The organism is Paraburkholderia sp. 2C (assembly GCF_054589215.1).
The window spans coordinates 33844-54539 of sequence record NZ_BAAILL010000009.1; the positions used below are offsets into that span (position 1 = coordinate 33844).

General features: G+C 62.3%; 22 protein-coding genes. 5 read left to right on the forward strand and 17 right to left on the reverse strand.

Annotated features, from left to right (window positions below):
* Window position 1: 1 nt before the first annotated feature.
* The 4 genes from ACYPXD_RS01130 to ACYPXD_RS01145 form a co-directional block, all read right to left on the reverse strand.
* Entirely contained in the window at window positions 2-961 is a 960-nt protein-coding gene (locus tag ACYPXD_RS01130; protein WP_459706497.1) for an NAD-dependent epimerase/dehydratase family protein, read from the reverse strand.
* A gap of 4 nt (window positions 962-965) precedes the next feature.
* Window positions 966-1376, reverse strand: coding sequence for a GtrA family protein (locus ACYPXD_RS01135; RefSeq protein WP_459706499.1), 411 nt, complete (start codon window positions 1374-1376; stop codon window positions 966-968).
* 12 nt (window positions 1377-1388) lie between these two features.
* On the reverse strand, window positions 1389-2192 hold the full coding sequence (locus ACYPXD_RS01140) for a methyltransferase domain-containing protein (protein WP_459706502.1): 804 nt from the start codon (window positions 2190-2192) through the stop codon (window positions 1389-1391).
* 71 nt (window positions 2193-2263) lie between these two features.
* Window positions 2264-3205, reverse strand: coding sequence for a glycosyltransferase family 2 protein (locus ACYPXD_RS01145; RefSeq protein ID WP_459706504.1), 942 nt, complete (start codon window positions 3203-3205; stop codon window positions 2264-2266).
* Window positions 3206-3862: 657 nt separating this feature from the next.
* Here ACYPXD_RS01145 and fcl point away from each other — a divergent pair.
* Genes fcl through ACYPXD_RS01160 form a run of 3 tightly spaced genes read left to right on the forward strand, consistent with a single transcriptional unit; the run spans window position 3863 to window position 6676 of the window.
* Window positions 3863-4810 (forward strand): GDP-L-fucose synthase, encoded by a 948-nt coding sequence (gene fcl / locus ACYPXD_RS01150; RefSeq protein ID WP_459706506.1) that lies wholly within the window; start codon window positions 3863-3865, stop codon window positions 4808-4810.
* 5 nt (window positions 4811-4815) lie between these two features.
* Entirely contained in the window at window positions 4816-5565 is a 750-nt protein-coding gene (locus ACYPXD_RS01155) for a glycosyltransferase family 2 protein (protein WP_459706508.1), read from the forward strand.
* A gap of 1 nt (window position 5566) precedes the next feature.
* Window positions 5567-6676: a glycosyltransferase family 4 protein gene (locus ACYPXD_RS01160; RefSeq protein ID WP_459706510.1), complete on the forward strand. Its 1110-nt coding sequence runs from the start codon at window positions 5567-5569 to the stop codon at window positions 6674-6676.
* Window positions 6677-6692: 16 nt separating this feature from the next.
* On the opposite strand, the gene rfbD is transcribed toward ACYPXD_RS01160, so the two are convergent.
* From rfbD to rfbB, 4 genes are read right to left on the reverse strand one after another with little or no spacing between them, the layout of a single operon-like run.
* The gene (gene rfbD, locus ACYPXD_RS01165; protein WP_459706512.1) at window positions 6693-7589 is read right to left on the reverse strand and encodes a dTDP-4-dehydrorhamnose reductase; all 897 of its coding nucleotides are present in this window, start codon (window positions 7587-7589) and stop codon (window positions 6693-6695) included.
* 8 nt (window positions 7590-7597) lie between these two features.
* Window positions 7598-8149 (reverse strand): dTDP-4-dehydrorhamnose 3,5-epimerase, encoded by a 552-nt coding sequence (gene rfbC, locus ACYPXD_RS01170; protein WP_459706514.1) that lies wholly within the window; start codon window positions 8147-8149, stop codon window positions 7598-7600.
* Window positions 8134-9027 carry a glucose-1-phosphate thymidylyltransferase RfbA gene (rfbA, locus tag ACYPXD_RS01175; RefSeq protein ID WP_459706516.1) on the reverse strand — a complete coding sequence of 298 codons (894 nt, stop codon included), beginning with the start codon at window positions 9025-9027 and terminating at the stop codon, window positions 8134-8136. The genes rfbC and rfbA overlap by 16 nt, the downstream gene beginning before the upstream one ends.
* A 12-nt stretch (window positions 9028-9039) precedes the next feature.
* Window positions 9040-10104 (reverse strand): dTDP-glucose 4,6-dehydratase, encoded by a 1065-nt coding sequence (gene rfbB, locus ACYPXD_RS01180; protein ID WP_459706518.1) that lies wholly within the window; start codon window positions 10102-10104, stop codon window positions 9040-9042.
* Between the two features lie 408 nt (window positions 10105-10512).
* On the opposite strand from rfbB, the gene ACYPXD_RS01185 reads away from it, so the two are divergent.
* Window positions 10513-11367 carry a symmetrical bis(5'-nucleosyl)-tetraphosphatase gene (locus tag ACYPXD_RS01185; RefSeq protein WP_459706520.1) on the forward strand — a complete coding sequence of 285 codons (855 nt, stop codon included), beginning with the start codon at window positions 10513-10515 and terminating at the stop codon, window positions 11365-11367.
* 22 nt (window positions 11368-11389) lie between these two features.
* Here ACYPXD_RS01185 and ACYPXD_RS01190 read toward each other — a convergent pair whose 3' ends face one another.
* The 9 genes from ACYPXD_RS01190 to ACYPXD_RS01230 form a co-directional block, all read right to left on the reverse strand.
* Window positions 11390-12016, reverse strand: coding sequence for a phosphatase PAP2 family protein (locus tag ACYPXD_RS01190; RefSeq protein ID WP_459706522.1), 627 nt, complete (start codon window positions 12014-12016; stop codon window positions 11390-11392).
* Window positions 12017-12152: 136 nt separating this feature from the next.
* Complete coding sequence (locus tag ACYPXD_RS01195; RefSeq protein WP_459706524.1) at window positions 12153-13001, reverse strand: lysophospholipid acyltransferase family protein; 849 nt, start codon at window positions 12999-13001, stop codon at window positions 12153-12155.
* Between the two features lie 27 nt (window positions 13002-13028).
* Entirely contained in the window at window positions 13029-14306 is a 1278-nt protein-coding gene (locus ACYPXD_RS01200) for a dihydroorotase (RefSeq protein WP_459706526.1), read from the reverse strand.
* A 105-nt stretch (window positions 14307-14411) separates the two neighbouring features.
* The gene (locus ACYPXD_RS01205) at window positions 14412-15455 is read right to left on the reverse strand and encodes an aspartate carbamoyltransferase catalytic subunit (protein WP_459706528.1); all 1044 of its coding nucleotides are present in this window, start codon (window positions 15453-15455) and stop codon (window positions 14412-14414) included.
* Window positions 15456-15514: 59 nt separating this feature from the next.
* Window positions 15515-16060: a bifunctional pyr operon transcriptional regulator/uracil phosphoribosyltransferase PyrR gene (gene pyrR / locus ACYPXD_RS01210; RefSeq protein WP_459706530.1), complete on the reverse strand. Its 546-nt coding sequence runs from the start codon at window positions 16058-16060 to the stop codon at window positions 15515-15517.
* Window positions 16053-16544 carry a Holliday junction resolvase RuvX gene (ruvX, locus tag ACYPXD_RS01215; RefSeq protein ID WP_459706612.1) on the reverse strand — a complete coding sequence of 164 codons (492 nt, stop codon included), beginning with the start codon at window positions 16542-16544 and terminating at the stop codon, window positions 16053-16055. Before ruvX ends, pyrR begins: the two co-directional genes overlap by 8 nt.
* Window positions 16544-17122, reverse strand: coding sequence for a YqgE/AlgH family protein (locus ACYPXD_RS01220; protein ID WP_219797201.1), 579 nt, complete (start codon window positions 17120-17122; stop codon window positions 16544-16546). Before ACYPXD_RS01220 ends, ruvX begins: the two co-directional genes overlap by 1 nt.
* A gap of 178 nt (window positions 17123-17300) precedes the next feature.
* Complete coding sequence (locus tag ACYPXD_RS01225) at window positions 17301-18920, reverse strand: hypothetical protein (protein ID WP_459706533.1); 1620 nt, start codon at window positions 18918-18920, stop codon at window positions 17301-17303.
* Between the two features lie 401 nt (window positions 18921-19321).
* Complete coding sequence (locus ACYPXD_RS01230) at window positions 19322-19492, reverse strand: rubredoxin (protein WP_075156409.1); 171 nt, start codon at window positions 19490-19492, stop codon at window positions 19322-19324.
* A 226-nt stretch (window positions 19493-19718) separates the two neighbouring features.
* Here ACYPXD_RS01230 and ACYPXD_RS01235 point away from each other — a divergent pair, with 226 nt between their 5' ends.
* The gene (locus ACYPXD_RS01235) at window positions 19719-20579 is read left to right on the forward strand and encodes a hydroxymethylpyrimidine/phosphomethylpyrimidine kinase (RefSeq protein ID WP_459706535.1); all 861 of its coding nucleotides are present in this window, start codon (window positions 19719-19721) and stop codon (window positions 20577-20579) included.
* The last annotated feature ends 117 nt before the right edge of the window (window positions 20580-20696 follow it).

The window sequence follows — 20696 nt, forward strand, 5'->3', positions numbered from 1 at the left end:
ATCAATCTCTCGCCTCGAAGACCCATTCGTTCTCGCGAAGATACTGAACGGTTTTGATCACGCCATCGCGAATGCCGTACTTGGGCTTCCATCCGAGGGCCTGGATGCGTTTCGTCTCGAGAAAGATGAACGGGTTGTCGCCGATCCAGCCGCGATCGCCGCCCGAGTACTCGAGCGTGGGCTTCACGTTGAGCTCTTCGCAGATCCAGCCGATCGAGTCGTTGACTTCGCAATACCCATCGACGCCCAGGTTGAAGATATTGACCTTATCCGGCGCCTTGTCCATTGCCAGCAAGATCGCATCGATACAGTCCTGCACGTAGAGATACGACTTGCGCTGCTTGCCGTTGCCGAGCACCGGCAGGCGCGTCGGATCGTCCTTGAGCTTGCGGTAGAAATCGAAGACGTGCCCGTGCGTATAGCGCTCGCCGAGAATCGACACGAAGCGGAAGATGCACGCCTGGAACCCGAAGCCCTCGCAATAGGCGGAAATGAGCCCTTCGCCGGCCGCCTTCGACGCGCCGTATAGCGACGTTTGCACCGGGAAGGGTCCGTCTTCGGGCGTCGGCACCACCGGCGCTTCGCCATATACCGAACCCGTGGACGAAAACGCGATCTTCTTGATGCCGTTGTGACGCATCGCCTCGAGGACGTTGTACGTGGCGATCGTGTTCTGTTCGAGATCCCTGCGCGGGTGGTCGGTGCCAAAGCGCACATCGGCGTTAGCAGCCAGGTGGAACACCGCGTTTGCACCCGCAAATGCCTGCTTCAGTGCGTCGAGATCCAATGTATCGATTTCGCACAGCTTGAATTCGGAGTGCTTGAGCGCCTGATCGAGGAACCTGCGCTGACCGGTGCTGAAGTTGTCGACGCCGATGACGGCATGACCATCGGCCAAAAGTCGATCGACAAGCGTACTACCGATGAATCCCGCGCATCCAGTTACCACATATCGACTCATGCTTTTAGCCCCTTGCCCTGAAAACCCAAAATCTTGAAAAGAGATAGCCGGTCATGACCGTGACGGCGACCGAAACGCAAACGCCGACATACGGCGAAAGCCCGAGATTCTTGACACAAAAACTGACGATACCGAGCGTAATGACATAGTTGACGACCCACATGACCAGGTACCGAAGCAACTGATTGCCGTGTGAATCATCTGTCGCGCCGAATGTGAAATGCCGATTGGCAAGAAAATGGAACGTCGTCGAAGCGATATATGCCGCGGTGATCGAGATGATGTAATGCAGACCGATCAGCGAATTCGCAATCCACATGACCAGAAAATAGATCGCCGCGGTGATCGCTCCAACGAACCCGAATTTCGTTAGCGAGAAAAAATGATTCGATACCAGCGAGCCGAAGCGTTGCATATGCCGGAATACCTATCGGGGACGCTGCGCCGTCGCAAGGGCGCGAATGCCGAACGGTAGGCGGATATTCGACAGATAGCGGGTCTCCAGTTCCATCGCAAGCTTGACTACACCGCTGCTCGCGGTACTTGCTGCCTGGTCCCTGACCACGGCTGCCTCGTCGCGTTTCGGCGCCCGCTTGTTCTTCAGCTTCACCATCGCAAATGCCGGGAACAATAGAAAACCGAGATGCGAACGTCGGCTCAATGAGAAACCGACCCGCGTCAGCTTGTCGGCGAGTTCCGACGCACTGTAGCGGCGGAAGTGATGCAATTCGGCATCGTACGAGTCGTACAGGTGCTTGCCCGCGGGTACCTCGGCGATCAGTACGCCGCCCGGCTTGAGCAAATTGAATGCACGTTGCAATGCGGTTACGTCATCCTCGATATGCTCGAGCACATTGAGCATGATCAACACATCCACGCTCTGATCCGGCAGCGGGCACTGCAAGAGGTCAAAACGGATCAACGGCACGCCAGGCAAACGCCCCGCGAGCTGGTACAGCGGAGCCTTGACGACGTCGGCACCGACCACGCATGCGGACGGAAACTCGGCAACGAGTTCGCGGATCAGGAAGCCGGAAGAGCACCCGATCTCCATGATCACTGGGGTGCTGGTGCGGATCGACTTTCTAACCTCGTCGATTGCGTTCCGGCGCGACGCAACGTCGATCGGATGGTTCTCGCCTGCCGCCTCTTCATGCAGCGCCGTCAAATCGTCCGACCAGCCTGCAAAGTTTTCGCTGTATTCGAGCACAGGCGTATGAACATCACCCACCACAAAATTCTTTCCATCCCATTGCGGTGTCGATGAAGAACCTTGGGGAGCCGGCAAGACAAACGGCAACATCACTCGTGTCCTCCGAAATTAACCTTGCGATCGACTATATACATCGGGCGCCGCTTGACTTCGTCGTAGATGCGTCCGACGTATTCGCCAATCAGGCCAAGACCCAACAACTGCACGCCGGCGAAGAAACAGATCAGCAGCACGTTGGTGGAAAGCCCCGGCGTCAGATTCATGCCGATCAACTTCTGCAATACGTACCAGGCGGCAAGCAGAAATGAAAACCCGGCGAGCAGAAAACCGGCAATCGACATCATGAATAGCGGACGCGAACTGAAGCTGATCAGCCCGTTAAGACCGATCTTCAACGACCCCGTGAGCCGGTTGTAATTGCCCTTGCCTGCAAAGCGCTCATCGCGCTCGTATTCGATGAAAGCCTGCTTGAAGCCAACGTAAGCGACGAGACCGCGCAGGAAGCCATGGGTTTCGTTAAGCCGGCGCAGTTCTTCGATCACTCGCCGCGTCATGATGCGGAAGTCACCGGTATTGCGCGGAATGCTGACGTCGCTGAGCTTGTTGATGACCGAGTACCCGACATGCGAGATGACGCGTTTGATCAGCGTTTCGCCCTTGCGCGAAGTACGTCTCGCGTACACCACTTCGTAGCCGTCCGCGAGTTTCGCGTGAAGCTGCTCGATCAGTTCCGGCTGGTCCTGCAGGTCGACATCAATGACGACGCATGTATCGCCGGTGCACGACAGGATGCCGGCCATTGTCGCAGCAGGCTGACCGAACCGGCGCGAGAAGACGAGCAGCTTGATTGCCGGATTGCGGTTGATCTCTTCGAGGATGACCTCTTCGGTCCGGTCCGGCGACGGGTCGAGCGAGAAGACAATCTCATAGCTCTTGCCCATCCGCTCACATACGGCCTCGGCTCGCGCCAGAAACGGGCGGATATTGGCCTCTTCTTTATAAACCGGAACGATGATGGAAATATCTGGCACCGGGGCTCCCTGAGATACGGAATAGTTGATCGTTGAGGCGATTGCCGTGAGTAGGCGGGCTGGTCATGGCCCGAGTCGGTTTTCAGTCTCTCGCGTGTGACACGCCGTCAAAGAACCGTCTGACCGCCTTTTTCGAACACGGCTTGGCACAGGCGGCAACTTCCCTTGCAAACTCGAATGATCCATGATAACGCGCACATTACTCTGCTTTTTGGCGCGAAAGCAGAAGTATATCGTTACGCACCGCCTCGCTAAATACTTCACCTGCTCAGGCGTTGCAATTTTTCCGCCGCCAACGTGAAATTTTTATGGTTGTAAAACGGAATGCTCGTACCAGAACAAATTGGGTGTAAGAAACCCGCGAATGGTGTGAGCAAGTGTATCCGGCGACAACGCCCGGCCAAGGGACCGACGACGCATACAACTCGCGCCGAAAGGTGCAACGCAATCCGCCGTGATGTGTACCAGGGCAAATCCCTGCCTGAGTATCCGCAAATCGCGGATGCTACAATTCTTGCTAATACTCCAAATCCTTTCGGACCTTCGTAAGGTGCCTCAAAAGACAACAGGCTAGCGCCGTAGCTACGCCGCCCCGTTCCGTGAGCACCTGGGTCCAAAATCCCAATCTCCACACGCACGTATGCAACGGCGGTCTCAATGAGTGCAGCACCCGTCACCCGAGCTTCAAAAATTTATGTCAGCGGCCACCGGGGCATGGTGGGTTCGGCGATTGTCCGTCGCCTTGAGGCGGGCGGCTACACCAACATATTGACGGCCGCCCGTGCCGAACTCGATCTGACCAACCAGCCGGCGGTGCGCGAGTTCATGCAGAAAGAGAAACCCGACTACGTGTTCCTGGCGGCAGCCAAGGTAGGCGGCATCTACGCAAACAATACCTTCCCCGGCGAGTTCATCTATCAGAACCTGGCGATCCAGAATAACGTGATCCATTCGGCATGGGAGGCAGGTGTCGAGCGTTTGCTGTTCCTCGGATCCTCGTGCATCTATCCGCGCCAGGCAGCGCAACCCATTCGAGAAGACTATCTGCTGACCGGCCCACTCGAACCGACCAATCAGCCATACGCGATCGCCAAGATCGCGGGTATCGAGCTTTGCGACTCGTACAATCGCCAATACGGCACGCTGTACGCAAGCGCCATGCCCACCAACCTGTACGGTTCCAACGATAACTACGACCTCGCTACGAGCCATGTATTGCCTGCGCTGCTGCGCAAGGCGCATGAAGCGAAGCAGCGCGGCGACAAGGAACTGGTGGTCTGGGGCACCGGCACACCCCGACGGGAATTCATGTACGTCGACGATATGGCGGACGCCTGTGTGTTTCTGATGGAGTCGGGCGTCGCATCGGGTCTCTTCAATATCGGCATCGGCACTGACGTGACAATCCGCGAGCTGGCGCAAACAGTCATCGACGTCGTGGGTTTCGATGGCAAGCTCAGTTTCGATACGAGCAAGCCCGACGGCACGCCTCGAAAACTTCTATCAGTCGATAAGCTCAAAGCACTCGGCTGGCAGGCGAAAACGCCACTTAAGGAAGGCATTAAACTCGCTTACCAAAGCTTCCTCAACGGCGAAAAACGCTAAGCACCATGACCGAGCGGAAACCCCTCGTAACCGTTGTCGTCCCATCCTTCAACCAGGGACGTTTTCTGGACGAAGCCCTGCAATCCATTGCAGCGCAAAAGGTCGCAACCGAGATCTTCGTCATGGACGGCGGCTCGAACGACGAGTCGCTGTCCATCATCCAGAAATGGGAACCCCGTCTTGCCGGCTGGCGCAGCCACAAAGACGACGGCCAGGCAGCCGCCATCAACGAAGGCATCGCTCGCGGCAGCGCGCCCTACGTTTGCTGGCTGAATAGCGACGACCTGTTCCTTCCGGGCGGCCTAGACAAGCTCGTCGACGCGATGGAGCGCCATGCCGCGTGGCCGGCGGCCTACGGCAAGGCATGGCATCTGGACGACAAAAGCGGTCGGCGCACGGCCGCATGGGTCGAGCCGTTCAGCGTGCGCCGCATGGCCGTGCGTTGCACGATCACGCAGCCCGCGTCGATCATCCGTCGCACGGCCTGGACGGCAGTCGGCGGGCTCGACGTTTCGCTGAAGATGGCGCTTGACTACGACCTCTGGTGGCGGCTCTATCGCCACGGTGGCCCGCTCGGTTTTGTCGACGACGAAGTCGCGATCAACCGCAACCACGACGAAACGAAGACCCGCATCCACCGCCGTCTCCACTACAAGGAAGCCATGGAAACGGTGCGCCGCCATCACGGGCATGTCCCGCTCAAATGGTGGCTTGCCCAGCCCTATGCCGTCTGGTGGAAGACCCTGATCCGATAGCATGCGCGTTCTTCATTTCTTCAAGACCTATAAGCCCGATACGATGGGCGGCGTGGAACAACTGATCGGGGAAATCTGCAGCGGCTCGGCGGCTCGCGGTGTACCGAGCGATGTGCTGACCGTCAGCCGGAATACGGCGACAGTCGACCTCGGCGACCACCTGCACTATCGCGCGCGGCTCGACTTCCAGATCGCTTCGTCGTCGTTCTCGCTGGCGTCGCTGTCACGCCTGAAAGAACTGTCCGCGCAGGCCGACGTTATCCACTATCACTTTCCGTGGCCGTTCATGGACATGGCGCACTTCCTGACGCGCATGAACAAGCCCACGGTGGTCACCTATCACTCGGACATCGTTCGGCAGAAAAACCTGCTGCGCTTCTATCGGCCGTTGATGATGCGCTTTCTCGGCAGCGTCACGCGCATCGTCGCGACCTCGCCGAACTACGTTCAGACCAGCCCGGTTCTGCAGCGCTTTGCGGACAAGGTGGAAGTGATTCCGATCGGGTTGAACGAACAGGCATACCCGCAGGCAAGCGAAGCGAAACTCGCGGAATGGCGCGGGCGCGTCGGCTCGAAGTTTCTGCTGTTCGTCGGCATGCTGCGGTACTACAAGGGGCTTCACGTGTTGCTCGACGCACTGAAGGGCTCCGACTACGACGTCGTCATTCTGGGCGGCGGCCCCCTCGAGGGCGAACTCAAGGCGCAAGCCGAATCGCTATCGCTGCGGCATGTGCATTTCGTCGGCGCGCTGCCCGACGAGGATAAATTCGCGCTGCTCACGCTTTGTCATAGCCTCGTTTTTCCGTCGCATCTGCGCTCGGAAGCGTTTGGCATATCGCTGCTCGAAGGGGCAATGTATGGCAAGCCGCTCATCTCGTGTGAGATCGGCACCGGTACGTCGTATGTCAATGTCGCCGACGAGACCGGGCTCGTCGTGCCGCCGGAGAATCCGGCCGCGTTGCGCGAAGCCATCGATCGTATCTGGAACGACGAGGCGCTAGCGCAAAGGCTAGGCGCCGGTGCACGGGCACGCTTCTGCGCCATGTTCACCGCCGACAAGATGGCGGATGCGTACGTCGACCTGTATCGGCGCGTTGCAACAGAACGCTGAAACGGCTTGGGTCAGCTCACGCCTTCTCGAGACAAAGCTCGAGTGCATCGCGCCAGTCCGGCGCGCGCAGGCCGAAGGTCAACGCCAGCTTGTCGTTTGATAGCCGCGAGTTCGTCGGACGCTTTGCAGGAACCGGATACTCGGACGCCGGAATCGGCGTCACCTTGGGCTTCGCGTCGAGCCGCGCAAGTTCAAAAATCGCTGCCGCAAATCCGAACCACGATGTCGAGCCCGATGCCGTCAGATGGTATGTGCCGGATCTTTCAGCCCACCATTCCCGTGGATACTCTGCACCGAATCCTTGCGCGATAACCTGCGCAGTCATCGAAGCGATGGTGGCGCACCAGGTCGGCGCGCCGTACTGGTCCGCAACGATGCGCAGCTCAGGCCGCTCCGCCGCGAGGCGTAGCATGGTCAGCAGAAAGTTCTTGCCGCGCCGGCCATAAACCCAACTCGTGCGGAACACGATATGCGCGCCGCCCACTTCCGCGATCGCGCGCTCTCCCGCCAGTTTGCTTTTGCCGTATTCGTTCTGCGGATTCGTAACATCGTCTTCGATGTATGCGCCTTCTTTGGCGCCGTCGAACACATAGTCCGTCGAATAGTGAACTAGCGGCACGCCAAGCGCCTTCGCTTCTTCTGCCAGCACACCCGGCGCGATTGCGTTGATCCGGTGTGCCATTGCAGGCTCGGATTCGGCGTGATCCACCGCCGTGTACGCGGCGGGATTCACGATAAGCGCGGGCCTCACCTCGCGTACGACCGAACGAATCTGGTCGGGCTTGGCGAGATCGAGTGCCTGGCGATTGACTGCGACGACCCTTCCCAAGCCTTGCAGCGATCGCAGCAGCGAGTACCCAACCTGCCCGCTGGTCCCCGTCACAAGAATCGTGCGATGTGTCGAATCAGTCATTGCAGGCCTCAGGCATACACATCCGCTTCGCTCAAATTCCTACCCGCCCTATCCTTCTCCGCCATCACCGGCTCCCCCTCCATCGGCCACTGAATCCCCACCCCCGGATCATTCCACGCCAAACACCGCTCGTATTCCGGATACCAGTAATCAGTAGTCTTATAGAGAAAATCCGCCGTCTCCGACAGCACCAGAAACCCATGCGCAAACCCTTCCGGCACCCACATCTGCCGATGGTTTTCCGCACTCAGATTGAACCCCACCCACTTCCCGAAGTTCGGCGAGCGCCTGCGGATATCGACAACCACATCAAAAACTTCCCCCGCCACCACCCTCACCAGCTTCCCCTGCGCATGCTGAATCTGATAATGCATCCCGCGCAGCACACCCTTGGCCGAGCGCGAATGGTTGTCCTGAACAAAGCGGGCCGCCACGCCCACCTTCTCCGCGAACTCCCGCTCATTGAAGCTTTCGAGAAAAAACCCTCGCGCATCCCCAAACACCTTCGGCTCGATAAGCTTGACCTCAGGCAGCGCAGTTGCCGTCACTGTAATTGCCATACCACCTTGTCCGTCAGAATGTTTTTCAGGTACCGCCCGTAGTCATTCTTCGCCAGCGGCTCCGCAAGCTTCAACACCTGTTCCGCGTCAATCCATCCATACCGGTACGCAATTTCTTCCGGGCACGCCACCACAAGCCCCTGGCGCTTCTGCAAGGTCGCGATAAACGTCGCCGCATCGATCAGCGAATCGTGCGTGCCCGTATCGAGCCATGCAAACCCGCGCCCCATGATCTCGACCTGCAGCTTGCCCGCTTCCAGATAGCGCGTATTGACGTCGGTAATCTCGTACTCGCCGCGCGCCGATGGCTTGATGTCCGCCGCGATATCGCACACGTCCCCGTCGTAGAAATAAAGGCCCGTCACCGCATACGACGAACGCGGTTCCGCGGGCTTCTCTTCGATCGACACCGCGCGCATCTTCTCGTCGAACTCGACCACGCCATAACGCTGCGGATCGTTCACGTGATACGCAAACACCGTCGCGCAATCGGTGCGGTCATTCGCTTCGCGCAGTTGCCGCGCGAGATCGTGGCCATGAAAAATGTTGTCGCCGAGAATCAGCGCGCACGAATCGCCGCCGATAAACTCGCGGCCGATCACAAACGCCTGCGCGAGCCCATCCGGCGAAGGCTGCACCGCATATTGCAGCGACATCCCCCAGCGGCTGCCGTCGCCGAGCATCGCTTCGAAGCGCGGCGTGTCCTGCGGCGTCGAGATGATCAGCACCTCGCGTATGCCCGCCAGCATCAGCGTCGACAGCGGATAGTAGATCATCGGCTTGTCGTACACCGGCAGCAGCTGCTTCGATATCGCATGCGTGATCGGGTACAGCCGTGTGCCCGATCCGCCCGCGAGAATAATTCCCTTCCGTGCCATCGGCGTTCCTTTTTATACGGTTCCCGCGTAGTGCGTTTCCATCCAGTGACGATAGCTGCCGCTCGTGACACCCGCAATCCACTGCGGATGCTCGAGATACCAGAGCACCGTTTTGCGGATGCCAGTGTCAAACGTTTCCGCGGGGCGCCAGCCGAGTTCGCGCTCGATCAGCGTCGCATCGATCGCATAACGACGATCGTGGCCCGGCCGGTCCTTCACGAATTCGATCTGCGCCGCGTACGACGCCCCCGATGCCGCGGGCCGCAACTCGTCGAGCGTGCGACACAGCGTATGCACGACATCGATATTCGCCTGCTCGTTCCATCCGCCGATGTTGTACGTCCCGCCCGGCACGCCTCGTTGCAGCACCGCGCGAATCGCCGCGCAATGATCGGTGACGTAGAGCCAGTCGCGCACGTTCCTGCCATCGCCATACACGGGCAGCTTCTTGCCCGCGAGCGCGTTGATGATCGTGAGCGGAATCAGCTTCTCGGGAAACTGATACGGACCGTAGTTATTCGAGCAGTTCGTGGTGAGCGTCGGCAGGCCGTAGGTGTGGTGGTACGCGCGCACGAAATGGTCCGATGCGGCCTTGCTCGCGGAATACGGGCTGTTCGGCGCGTACGGCGTATGCTCGTTGAAAGCCGGATCGGTCGGGTTCAGGGAACCGAACACTTCGTCGGTCGAGACATGCAGGAAGCGGAACGCGGACCTCTCGTCGCCGGCCAGCCCGTTCCAGTACGCGCGCGCCGCTTCGAGCAGCGTGAAGGTGCCGACCACGTTCGTTTGCACGAATTCGTCCGGCCCGTTGATCGACCGGTCGACGTGGCTCTCCGCCGCGAAATGCAAAATCGCGCGCGGCCGGTGCGTGGCAAACAGCGTATCGATTGCCGCGCGGTCGCCGATATCGACCTGGCAGAAAATATGTCGCGCGTCGCCGGCAAGCGGCGCCAGCGTTTCGGCATTGCCGGCATACGTCAGCTTGTCGACGTTGACGATCGGCTCGTCACTTTCGCGCAGCCAGTCCAGCACAAAATTGGCACCGATAAAGCCCGCCCCGCCGGTCACGATGATCATGATTCCCCCCTGCAAAGCCTGTGTCGCGGCCGCGCGGCTCAATAAATGGAACGCGCGGCACGCCGGTCGGGTTCCCGACCGCGTATCTGCTGTGGCGCTATTTTTGTATCGCCGACCGATCAGGCCACCGTCTCTGGCGGCTTCACGCGTCTGCTTATAGCGCCCTCTTAAAACCAGCTATTATGTCACGCGATATTGTGCAGTCGGCGCCGATGGCCCCGCGTACGATCGTGCCGCCGGTCGTGTCACGAAGCGTGCTGCATGCGCGTGTCGTGAAACACCACGCAGCACGCAAAACACGCAGGCGGCCGCATTGCGGCATCGAACCCAGGCGCAGCCTATGCGCCGCTGTTAGTCCGCACACGGAACCCGCACCGACTGCCACGACGCTCACCGAACTCACTCGAAATGACCACTTCCACGAGGCCCGCTCCCCTCGCCTTCGGCGACCTGCAAGGCTGCCACAGCGAATTCCGGCGACTGCTCGCGAAAGCCGCCCCCTCCGCCGACACCCCGTTGTGGTTCGCCGGCGACATCGTCAACCGCGGCCCCGGCTCGCTCGCGACGCTGCGCGAACTGGTCGCGCTCGGCGATCGCGCGGTCACCGTGCTCGGCAATCACGACCTGCATCTGCTGTCGGTTTCGGCCGGCATCCGCAAATCGAAGAAAGGCGACACGCTCGACGACATCCTCGCCGCGCCCGATGCACAAGACCTGCTCGACTGGGTCCGCCATCGCCCGATCGCGCATTTCGACGAAGGCATGCTGCTCGTGCACGCGGGCGTCCCGCCGCAATGGGACACCACGCTCACGCTCGAACTCGCCGACGAACTGCAGCGCGCGCTACGCGCCCCGAACTGGAAAGAAACGCTCGCGGGCCTCTACGGCAACGAGCCGAACCGCTGGAAACCGAGCCTCAAGGGCATCGACCGTCTGCGCGTCACCTGCACGGCGCTCACGCGCATGCGCTTTTGCAACGCCGATGGCGAAATGGATTTCACATCGAGCGGCGGCCTCGATTCGGCGCCCGCGGGCTTTATGCCGTGGTTCGATGTGCCGTCGCGGCGCACGGCCGATGTCACCGTCGTATTCGGCCATTGGGCCGCGCTCGGACTGCTGGTACGCGACAACGTAATCGGCCTCGATTCGGGCTGTGTATGGGGCAACCAGCTCTCGGCCGTGAGGCTCACGCCGGAGCCCGCCGGCCGCACGGTCACGCAAATGGATTGCTCAGGCTGTCGCGCTTCGGCAGACGTCGAATAGCCGAATAACCGGCATACGCGCGCTACAGCTTCTCCCGCACCTCATCGACGAGGCTCGGAAAAAACTTCGCGCACACCCCCGGCGAATACAGCTCGATCATCTGCTGGATCGGCGCATGCCGCCCATACGCAACGGACGCCACCAGCAACAGCCCCAACGCCGCATAGCGCGGCTTGGCGAGCTTCACGCCCGAATGCACGAAGTTGCGCACGAACAGCACCGCGAGCGTGCCGCCGACCACCCAGCCGGCGATCACTTCGGTAATCGAATGCGCGTCGTCAAACACGCGCGCCACGGCCGTCAATGCGCCGATCAGCAGCCCGAGCATCACGCCATAGCGCGCGCGGACGCCCGCACATCGGCAAAACAGCGCCATCGCGACGGTCCAGACCGCGGTCGACAGCGTCGTATGCCCGCTGATCACGCGGAAATTCAGCGCCGGAATTTCAATGCCGCAGCCCGCATACAGAATTTTCGTGGCGCCGACCGCCGCCATGCCGATCGCGAGCAGCGCAATCCAGCGCGCGGCCTGCCGGCGCGCCGAGAACCACAGCCAGATCGCACAGACGAGCGCAATCGGCAGCGTGAACGCCGCGTCGCCAATGCTGGCAAAAATAGTCCAGAGGAAGAAATCGGGTTCGGTAAACATCGACGGATTGTATTCGACCTGACGTCCGGCCAACTATACGATCTGACACCGGTGGTTGCGAGACGTTCGTTCTCGCGACCACCCTCAAGCACGTAGATATTGCTGTGTCCGATCGCAACCCAGGTTGCTTTTACTTTTACTGCGCAAGCGGTCCGTTCGGTGTCGCCGTATCGCCCGCGTGCGATGCGTCTTCGCTGGCGTCCTGTGCCGGGATCGGCTGCATGTGCGCCGCCGCGCGCGCACGTGAGCCCGCCGGCCGCAGACGCTCGAGCGCCCCTTGCACCGCCGCCTGCGCCTCGGCCGCCAGCACGCGCCGCTCCGCGCCCGGCGCAATCGGATCGCACACGTAGACGTGCGCGGTCAACGGCGCGCCGCACAGCAGCGCATGCATCGATTCGCCGAGCGACATGTCGTCGATATAGGCCGGCGCCGTCGACGGGTTACCGCGCGCGTCTTCATAGTAAATGCAGATCGGCTGCACCGGCCGCGACGCGGACACCGCCGCCTGGAACAGATTCGCATGGAACGGCAGCAGTTCGCGTCCGTCTGTCGTGGTTCCTTCGGGGAACACACAGATCGCGTGGCCGGCAACCAGGTGATCGGCCAGCTCGTGCATGATCCGCTTCGCGTCGCTGCGCTTCTCGCGCTGCAGGAACACCGTATCGAGCTTGAACGCGAGCCAGCCGACCACGGGCCACTTGCGCACTTCCGCCTTCGATACGAAACGCGTCGGCCGCCACGCGTTGATCACATAGATGTCGATCCACGAAATATGGTTGCTCACGACTAACGCGCCTTCGTCGATCCGCGCTTCGTCGTTGTGCACGACAAGCCGCATGCCCGCGAGCTGCAGGAAGCGCCGCGACCACGCGCGGTTCAGTTCGAAGCGCCGTTGCGGCGTGATGCGCGAAAAGCGCGTGGCGACCACCCACATGCCGTACAGCAGATGAACAACGAGTCGTATCTTGCGGAGCGCGAGCTTCATTGTGAGTGTTCCGTGCGCGACTTCTGTTTAACGCTGCTCGAATGCCAGTTGTCCGGACACGACGGTCGCCCGGACGCGCGCCGGCAGTTCGTAACCGAGAAACGGCGTGTTATGCCCCTGGCTTTTCAGCGCGCGCGGCTCGATACGCCAGTGCGCGTTGCGCTCGAAGATGCACAGGTCCGCTGTCGCGCCCGTTTCGATGCGGCCCGCGGCAAGCTTCAACACACCGGCCGGCGCCGCGGTAATGCGGTTTATCGCCTTCGCGAGCGGCACGCCCGCTTCGTCGGCCCACTTCACCGTCAGCGACAGCAGCAGTTCGAGGCCGGTTGCGCCCGGCGTCGCTTCGGCAAACGGCAGCAGCTTTTCGTCGTCGTCGACGGGCGTGTGGTCCGAACAGATCGCATCGATCGTTCCGTCGGCAAGGCCCGCGCGAATCGCCTCGCGATCGCGCTGCGAACGCAGCGGCGGATCGAGCCGGAACTGCGCGTCGAAGTAACCGATATCGACGTCGATCAGATGCACGTGGTTGATCGTCACGTCGCACGTAACCGGTAGACCTTCGGCTTTCGCCGCGCGCATCAGCGCAATGCCCGCCGCCGACGACAGATGCGACAGATGCACGCGCGCGCCCGTCACGCGGACAAGCTCGAAAATCGTATGCAGCGCGATCGTTTCGGCGGACACCGGCACGCCGGACAAGCCGAGCCGCGACGCCAGCGGCCCGCTCGCCGCGACGCCGCCCTGCGCGAGATACGCGTCCTGCGGGCGCAGCCACACAGTAAAGCCGTACGTGCTCGCATACTGCAGCGCGCGCAGCAGCACCTGCGTATCGACGACCGGCACATCGGCCTGCGAAAAACCGATGCAGCCCGCTTCCGTCAGTTCGACCATCTCGGTGATCACCTGCCCCTTGAGGCCGACCGTCAGCGCGCCGAGCGGATACACATGCGCCTGGTTCAGATTGCGCGCGCGAAACTTCAGCATTTCGACAAGGCCCGGTTCGTCGAGCACCGGGTCCGTATCGGGCGGGCACACGAGCGTCGTTACGCCGCCCGCGAGCGCCGCGGCCATTTCCGATTCGAGCGTCGCCTTGTGTTCGAAGCCCGGTTCGCGCAGGCGCGCAGCCAGGTCGACCAGACCGGGCGCGACGATCAGGCCGCGCGCGTCGATCGTCTTCGCGGCGTGAAATTCTTCCGGCGCGCGGTCAAGCGCCACGATCTTGCCGGCCGCGATAAACACGTCCTGCTGCTGTTCGGTGCCCGCCACCGGATCGATCAGTGTGCCGCCCTGGATGTGAATCTTCATGGTGCTGCCTTCTTGTGCGTTGTCTTTTGCAATGCTCGATGCTCAGTGCCCGGTTCTACGCGATGGTTGTGCGTGCAAGCAGTCGGTCGTTGGGGCTGGCCGGAATTAATCGTTGTTTCCGGCGACGATGCCCATCACCGCCATCCGCACCGCGATGCCGAACGTCACCTGATTCAGAATGACCGATTGCGGCCCGTCCGCGACCTGCGAATCGATTTCGACGCCACGGTTCATCGGCCCCGGGTGCATCACGATCGCATCGGGCTTCGCCAGCGCGAGCCGCTCGGGCGTCAGGCCCCAGCTCTTGAAATACTCCTGCGCCGAAGGCAGCAGCGCGCCGCTCATCCGCTCGTTCTGCAGACGCAGCATGATGATCACGTCGACGTCCTTGAGGCCTTCGTCGAGGTTATGGAACACGCGCACGCCCATCTGCTCGAGGCCGCCAGGCAGCAGCGTGCGCGGGCCGATCGCGCGCACCTCGGGCACGCCGAGCGTGGTCAGCGCATGGATATCGGAGCGCGCGACGCGCGAATGCAGGATGTCGCCGACAATCGCCACGCGCAGATTCGTGAAATCGCGCTTGTAGTGGCGAATGGTGTACATGTCGAGCAGGCCCTGCGTCGGATGCGCATGGCGCCCGTCGCCGGCGTTGATCACGTGCACGTGCGGCGCGCAGTGCTCGGCGATCAGATACGGTGCGCCGCTCGATGCATGCCGCACGACAAACATATCCGCATGCATCGCCGACAGGTTGTTGATCGTGTCGAGCAGCGATTCGCCCTTGCTCGTCGACGAAGCATTGATGTTCAGATTGATCACGTCGGCCGACAGACGCTTCGCGGCAATCTCGAAGGTCGTGCGCGTGCGCGTCGAGTTCTCGAAGAACAGATTGAACACGGACTTGCCGCGCAGCAGCGGCACCTTCTTCACCTCGCGGTCCGTCACGCTGACGAACTGCTCGGCCGTATCGAGAATGTGCGTGACGATCGCGCGCGGCAGGCCCTCGATGGTCAGCAGATGCTTGAGCTCGCCGTTCTTCGTGAGCTGCGGATTACCCTTCAGGAAACCGTAACGAAAGTGCCGCGCCTCGGCGGCGCGCTGGGTTGAATCCTGAGTTGAACGCTGGGAGACCGGGTTGGGCTTGTTCATCGTGGTCCTGAATCAAACTTCGTTGCGCGTGCATGCATGTGCCGCAGTACGGTGAGCGCTCAGTCCGCGCGCGCTTCGGTATGAAACGTGAAATGCTGCGCCTCGCCTTCGCCGTGACGCGCGAGCACGAGTGTCGCATCGGCCGGCACATCGACCGTGCCGCCGACATAAGTCGCGGCCACCGGCAGCTCGCGTCCGCCGCGATCCGCGAGCACCGCGAGCTCGACCGCGGCGGGCCGGCCATAGTCGTACAGTTCGTTGATCGCCGCGCGTATCGTACGGCCCGTGTAGAGCACGTCGTCGACGAGCAGAATGCGATGGTTGTTCACATCGAAAGGCAGCGAGGTGGGGCTCGCCTGCGTATGCAAGCCTTTTTTCGCATAGTCGTCGCGATGCAACGCGACATTGACCACGCCGAAAGCCGGCACGTTCAGATCGCGCGCAAGACGCCCGGCCAGCCAGGCGCCACCGCTGTAGATGCCGGCGAGCACGGCGCCGCCGGGCTCGTCAGGACGAAGCAGCGCGTCGCCATAAGCCGCGCGAATCTGTTCGAGCACGGCGCGATACAGCCGCTCCGCATCGATGGCGCTCGTGTTCTCACTCATTGCTCGTTTCGCTGCCTGTTTCACCGCGCGGTTCGCGGCGAAGCTCGCTGCCTGCTTCGCCGCGCGCGCCGGTTTCTTCGAAGTACTGTTGAAGGATGATGCAGGCGGCTTCGGCATCGAGCAGATCGGCGCGGGCGGTGCCGCTGCGCACGCCCGCTTCCGCCTGCACCGACGAGTAGCGCTCGTCGACCCATGTGACGGGCAGGTTGAAGCGCCCGTTCAGCTGGTTGCCGAAGCGTTTGGCCTGCTGGGTCATGGCGTGGGGTGTGCCGTCGGGATGCGTCGGCAGGCCGACCACGAGGGCATCGGGCTGCCACTCGCCGATCAGCTTGCCGAGTTCGGCGAAGCGATAGTCGCGGTTGCGGTTCTGCACGACCACGAGCGGCCGCGCGCTTTTCGTCAGGGAATTGCCGACGGCGACGCCAATGCGTTTCTCGCCATAGTCGAACGCAAGCAGCGTGGCCTCACGTCCGGGCACACCGATCATGCGTGACCTGCTTCGCCGGAGAGCATGGAGAGCGTCACGCCGAGCAGCGCGAGCGCCGCTTCGAGACGGTCTTCAGCAGGGACGTCGAAGACGATCTTCGGGTCGGCCTCGACCGTGAGCCAGCCGTTCTTCGAGATCTCTTCCTCGAGCTGGCCCGCCCCCCAGCCGGCGTGACCGAGTGTGAGCAGAAAGCGCTCGGGACCCTTGCCGTTCGCGACCGCTTCGAGCACGTCTTTCGATGTGGTCATTTCAAGACCGCCCGGCACCTGCATGGACGACGTGTACGAACTGCCCTGCCCCGCGTCATGCAGCACGAAGCCGCGCTCGGTTTGCACCGGGCCGCCGAAGTAGACGGGGACATGCAGCAGGGGTTCGATTTCGAGCTTCAGATCGATGCGATTGAAGAGCGCTTCCAGATCGATATCGGTCGGCCGGTTGATGACAAGGCCGAGTGCGCCGCGCTCGCTGTGATCGCAAAGATAGACCACCGTTCCTGAAAAAGTCGGATCTGCCATGTTGGGCATGGCGATCAGGAACTGGTTGGTGAGATTGATGCGATCGGAACTCTTGGACATAGGTCAAATTCTAGCAAAGACGAGTGGAAGTGCAGACCGCATGTGCACCGCGCGTCATGCGACGCGCAACGCGCTCGGCCGCGCCCCACGGACGGCGGATCATAGCTGCACTCTAACACGCACTTACGGCTCGCCGACCGGGCCTGGCCGGCAGGTCGCGCGCGATGTGCGCGGTAGTTCACGTTGATGAGCTGCCCAGTTCGATTGCGCGCGTCAAGACCGCGAGCGCGGTGCCCGACGCGCTGCTGCCCGCCGTGCTCCCTACCGTACTCCCTGCAGCGCTTCCTGCCGTGCTCCATTGCGGCGGCGCAATACCTGCCGCGATCTGGTGCAGCATTGCACGCAGTGCAAGCGCGGCCTGCTCGAGCACCGCCGCGTTGGGCGCTTCGATATGCGCCTGCGTGCGGCCTTCGGGCATCGCGGCCGCCGCATGCGCACGCCGGCGCCACGCAAGACCGAGCGCATCGGACAGCAACGCAACATGGCCGAGCCCGAGCGCGCTTGCGGATGCACCGAGCCGGCACGCGGCGTCGCCCGCCTGCAATGCCGCGCTCGAGTCGGCCTTATGCGGGTTATCGGCAGCGCGTGCGTGTTCCGAGAGGGCCGCGATCGACGCATCGGCGGTCTGGAGAAAATCTTCGTATGCGTTGGCGTGGACGGTAAGCGGGCCGAGGTTGCGGGTCGTGGCCTCCGATGAGCCGGGCTGTGATTGAACCGCCGTCTCGGCCACCTGATCTCCCACCTTCCCGGTCACCTGCGCCGCCGCTTCGGCTGCGCCCGCCTCCCACAGCGCCTCCGAGGCCGACGTGCTTGCCACATGCCAGACCACGGTCAGCCCGTAGTCGCGCAGCAGTTCGACGTGTTCGGTATCTTCGGCCGCCGCGCCGAACAGCGCATAGTCGCGCCACAACAACGCCAGCGTCGCGCGCACGAGCGACCGTGGCGCGTACTCGATGCCGCGCGCCTGGTCGGCGAGCGCGAGGTTGCACCGCGCGAAAAACCGCCGTGCATCGGCGTCGCCCGATAAGTGACCGCTCACGCGCAGCGCGCGGACGCAACCGCCGGCAAGCCGCCAGAAATCGTACGGGTCGGGACCGACCAGTTGCGCGATACAGGCTTCGAGTTCGTTGAGCGCGGCCTCGACGACGAGCGTCGCCGCCGACATCGTGCCCTCGCCGGTCTGCGCCCGCAGAACCGGCAGCAGCGCCTGCTCGTAGCGGGCACGCAGATGCGCGAGCCGTTGCGCGGGCAGCGCGTGCAAGGTCGCGGGCGGAACCGGCCGGCCCGCCAGCGCGAGATCTTCGAAATTGACCTTGAAGCCCGGCGTGTGCTGGGCGATCAGCGCTGACAGCGAACGATAGTGCGCGTACAGGGACGGCGAGCACGCGAGTTCCTGCGGATTGCGCCGGCCAAGCGCCGCCGCGAAGGCACGCAGCGCCGCACCGAAGGCTTCGCGTACCGGGTTATCCGCGGGATGAGCGCGGGCCGGATGGGCACGATGGGCGGAAGGTGTCGAATGGTCTGCGTGGCCCTGGGCGGGGGCGATAGCGTGGGCGCCGTCGTTCGCGTCGAAGGCGAGCGGCGAGGCGAGAACCAGCGCGTCAGCGAAACGATGAGCGGCGAGCCATCCCGCCTCGCGAAGCGCGTGCGCCGCGTGCAGAACGGGCAACGCCGCATCGCGGTGTTGATCGTGTGCGGAAATCGCTTCGGCAAGCGCGCGTTCGGCCGCGCGCACGGCGCCGCCGCGAGGATTGGGCAAGGCTTCGAGGGTACTGCCGGAAGCGGATGAAGGTGTCATGGGCACGTTTGCAGAAACGCCGACAGACCGAAACCAGCGCTAGAACCGGGTTGACGACACGCCGTGGTACGCCGGGTACGTCTGGGCAGGCCACAGCGTGCACCCTGACATCGCTCCGCCGGCATGCCCGGCTTCGCGTCGACCGCCACATGCTCGCGCGACCGACACATGGTTCTTCCGTTCAGGTACGCCGGATGCCCCGATACGCGCACCCCAATGCGCAAACATTGGGCAACGACTCAGGCATCGACTCAGGCGTCAAGCGTTAGAAAACGGGGAACCGGCGCGAAACCAGGGCGTAAAAAAACGTCAAGACAAAGTGTGATGACAAAACGCAAAAACAAGCCCCGGCATCTGGCGCAAGAAGCGCAAAGCCAGCCACGAACCGACCGGCAAACCGGTCAGATCTGGACCATTTCGAAGTCTTCCTTGCGCGCCCCGCACTCGGGGCAGGTCCAGTTGATCGGCACGTCCTCCCAGCGCGTGCCCGGCGCAATACCTTCGTCCGGCAAGCCGGCTTCTTCCTCGTAGATCCAGCCGCAGATCAGGCACATCCAGCTTCTATATTCCATTCTTTTGCGCGTCGAAAAGTCCGTTAAAACGGGAGCCATGATGGTACCGTGTTGCCGCCCCCATGCCTAGCGGAAGGAATTCAGGATCATGCGCTGCAGCAAACCTGTGATACGGCGCAGCGACGTGGCCCGGTGTGAAAAACCGCCTCGCCGGGGGAGAAAGCCCCATAATTGAGCCGACTCCCGATTTGCGTCACTCATTGCGTTATTTTTTCGCCCACTTTTCATGCCCAGCGACACCCCTCCGATCGTTCTGACCTTCGGCCTTTCCGACCCCACCGGCGCCTCCGGGCTGCAAGCGGACCTGATGACGCTGGCCAGCATGGGCTGCCACGGCGTCACGGTGCTGACCGGCTATACCGTGCGCGACTCGGCGAGTTGCGACGAAGTCACCGCGCTGGACCCGGAGACCGTCGCCACCCAGGCGCGCATGCTGCTCGAAGACATGCCGATCGCCGCATTCAAGGTCGGCGCAGCCACACGCGCCGAAGTGGTGAGTGCGATTGCGGAAGTCGTCGCCGACTATGACGACATCCCGCTGATTCTCGCGCCCGATTTCACGCTCGACGACGAACATGTGCTCGCTGCCGACGAACTGCGCGAAACCTTTGCCGACCTGCTCGCGCCGCAAACCACGCTGCTCGTCGCCGACCACGCGACGCTGCTCGCGCTCGCGCAGCCGGACGGCGACGCCGAGGCGCCGACACTCGATGCGGCCGTATCGCATCTGCTGGCGCAGGGCTGTGAATACATTCTGTCGATGGAAACAGGTACGCATCGGCTCGTCAACACGCTCTACTGCGAGGAAGGTCAGTTGCGGCAGGACCTGTGGGACCGCGGCGCGCAGCGCGTGACCGGAATGACCGATACGCTCGGCGCGGCGATTGCCGCATTGCTTGCGAATGGCCAGGAACCGGCGGAAGCGGTGCGCGAAGCGCAGGAGTATCTGTTTCAGGCAATGCAGAACGCGTTCCGGCCTGGGATGGGCGCGTACTTGCCCGACCGGTTTTTCTGGGCAAGAGAAACCGATGACGATGCGCCCACGGCGAGCGGCAAGCGCGATGCGCCGGGAGAGGCGCGGCATTGATGAGATGTCGGGCCGCCCATGCGTTTGATGCGGGCCGCCCGGCGCCGACATCGCCCTTTGGCAGTTGACGCGCCATTCGCACGCGCATAAAAAACCCGCACCGTGATTGCTCACGCT

Bases quoted from the DNA above. Each gene is read 5' to 3' on its own strand.
- ACYPXD_RS01130 (WP_459706497.1), bottom strand. From the start codon at position 961: ATGAGTCGATATGTGGTAACTGGATGCGCGGGATTCATCGGTAGTACG.
- ACYPXD_RS01135 (WP_459706499.1), bottom strand. From the start codon at position 1,376: ATGCAACGCTTCGGCTCGCTGGTATCGAATCATTTTTTCTCGCTAACG.
- fcl (WP_459706506.1), top strand. From the start codon at position 3,863: ATGAGTGCAGCACCCGTCACCCGAGCTTCAAAAATTTATGTCAGCGGC.
- ACYPXD_RS01155 (WP_459706508.1), top strand. From the start codon at position 4,816: ATGACCGAGCGGAAACCCCTCGTAACCGTTGTCGTCCCATCCTTCAAC.
- ACYPXD_RS01160 (WP_459706510.1), top strand. From the start codon at position 5,567: ATGCGCGTTCTTCATTTCTTCAAGACCTATAAGCCCGATACGATGGGC.
- rfbD (WP_459706512.1), bottom strand. From the start codon at position 7,589: ATGACTGATTCGACACATCGCACGATTCTTGTGACGGGGACCAGCGGG.
- rfbC (WP_459706514.1), bottom strand. From the start codon at position 8,149: ATGGCAATTACAGTGACGGCAACTGCGCTGCCTGAGGTCAAGCTTATC.
- rfbA (WP_459706516.1), bottom strand. From the start codon at position 9,027: ATGGCACGGAAGGGAATTATTCTCGCGGGCGGATCGGGCACACGGCTG.
- rfbB (WP_459706518.1), bottom strand. From the start codon at position 10,104: ATGATCATCGTGACCGGCGGGGCGGGCTTTATCGGTGCCAATTTTGTG.
- ACYPXD_RS01185 (WP_459706520.1), top strand. From the start codon at position 10,513: ATGACCACTTCCACGAGGCCCGCTCCCCTCGCCTTCGGCGACCTGCAA.
- ACYPXD_RS01190 (WP_459706522.1), bottom strand. From the start codon at position 12,016: ATGTTTACCGAACCCGATTTCTTCCTCTGGACTATTTTTGCCAGCATT.
- ACYPXD_RS01195 (WP_459706524.1), bottom strand. From the start codon at position 13,001: ATGAAGCTCGCGCTCCGCAAGATACGACTCGTTGTTCATCTGCTGTAC.
- ACYPXD_RS01200 (WP_459706526.1), bottom strand. From the start codon at position 14,306: ATGAAGATTCACATCCAGGGCGGCACACTGATCGATCCGGTGGCGGGC.
- ACYPXD_RS01205 (WP_459706528.1), bottom strand. From the start codon at position 15,455: ATGAACAAGCCCAACCCGGTCTCCCAGCGTTCAACTCAGGATTCAACC.
- pyrR (WP_459706530.1), bottom strand. From the start codon at position 16,060: ATGAGTGAGAACACGAGCGCCATCGATGCGGAGCGGCTGTATCGCGCC.
- ACYPXD_RS01220 (WP_219797201.1), bottom strand. From the start codon at position 17,122: ATGTCCAAGAGTTCCGATCGCATCAATCTCACCAACCAGTTCCTGATC.
- ACYPXD_RS01225 (WP_459706533.1), bottom strand. From the start codon at position 18,920: ATGACACCTTCATCCGCTTCCGGCAGTACCCTCGAAGCCTTGCCCAAT.
- ACYPXD_RS01230 (WP_075156409.1), bottom strand. From the start codon at position 19,492: ATGGAATATAGAAGCTGGATGTGCCTGATCTGCGGCTGGATCTACGAG.
- ACYPXD_RS01235 (WP_459706535.1), top strand. From the start codon at position 19,719: ATGCCCAGCGACACCCCTCCGATCGTTCTGACCTTCGGCCTTTCCGAC.